This window comes from Moorena sp. SIO3I6 (genome assembly GCF_010672095.1).
Genome location: NZ_JAAHHU010001550.1, coordinates 1 through 1,169 on the forward strand (window position 1 = coordinate 1; position 1,169 = coordinate 1,169).

Sequence of the window (1,169 nt, forward strand, 5' to 3'; positions counted from 1 at the left end):
TCAAACTATGAAGCCGTTTAGTTGGAAAGCGTCAACTATACCTAGCATTCAGGAGAGATTATCTAAATGAAAACTCCCATTAAGTTGCTAACAGGTATTCTGGGATTAAGTGCTCTGATCAGTTTCCCGGCAATAGCGCAAGAAAAAACAGAAAACTCAGTTAAAGATGCTGTCAATGGTGCAACTGAGTCTATGGTAGAAAGCGCCCCCGATTCCTTGAGCAAACCCCTTCAACAGGCTGAAGAGGTAGAAATGCCAGCTACCACTGACGCTGAATCTACTACCAGTAACCTAGTAGAGCAAGCTGCGAGCAATGATCAATTCCAAACCCTTGTCAAAGCAATTGAGGCAGCGGGCTTAACGGAAACCTTGGCAGGTGAAGGACCCTACACTGTTTTTGCTCCCACCGATGATGCTTTTGCTGCACTGCCACCAAATACCTTAGACAGTCTACTACTACCAGAAAACAAAGAGGTACTGGTAAAGCTGCTAAAGTATCATGTTGTAACTGGTGCAGTTGATAGCAGTCAAATCCAGTCGGGAGAAATTATCACTATGGCTGGAAAGTCGGTAACAGTACAAGTTGGTGAAGAAGGTAAGGTTACTGTCAACAATGCCCAGGTGACTCAAACAGATATTGAAGCCAGTAACGGCATAATTCATGTTGTTGACCATGTAATTCTGCCCTCAAGAGCTCATGCTCAATCGGAACCAGCACCAACAGGAGTCAGGTAAAATTCAGATTTAAAAAATTCATAGGTGCGCTTTCCGCACCTGCTGAATAAGTTTGGTGTTTTTGGTAATTATATCCCGTCCGTTTTACTACTTATTATTCAGGTTTATTCGAGAATTGTATAGTGTAAAAAATCAATTTATAGTTAACACTTAACACGTCACGATTTACCAGAATACAAAGTTATTAACCGGATTCGATTGAAGTAAATACAAGGATAGAACAAGGAGAAATTAAAGATGAATAAGTTGATGCCAATTTTACTAGGTGGAGTAATCCTGTTTGGTGCTGCTGCTTGCGATGAAGCTAAAACAAGTGATGAAGCCTCCTACTCTATAGATCAAAACGATGAAGAACTAGTAACCTTACGGTCTGAAGGAAACCAAGGGGATGCCATGGTTCAAGAAACCCGAAAGGAAATCGAGGTAAATTTTGG

General features: G+C 41.3%; 1 protein-coding gene and 1 pseudogene. Both read left to right on the forward strand.

Going from position 1 to position 1,169, the window contains the following annotated elements; all coding sequences use genetic code 11:
* The first annotated feature begins 66 nt into the window (after nt 1-66).
* On the forward strand, nt 67-735 hold the full coding sequence (locus tag F6K49_RS51105; RefSeq protein WP_075901392.1) for a fasciclin domain-containing protein: 669 nt from the start codon (nt 67-69) through the stop codon (nt 733-735).
* Between the two features lie 237 nt (nt 736-972).
* Nucleotides 973-1,169, forward strand: a pseudogene (locus tag F6K49_RS51110) (hypothetical protein); the annotation flags it as partial.

What these genes read in the sequence shown, in the direction of transcription:
- F6K49_RS51105 (WP_075901392.1), top strand. Translation starts at nt 67, where the DNA reads ATGAAAACTCCCATTAAGTTGCTAACAGGTATTCTGGGATTAAGTGCT.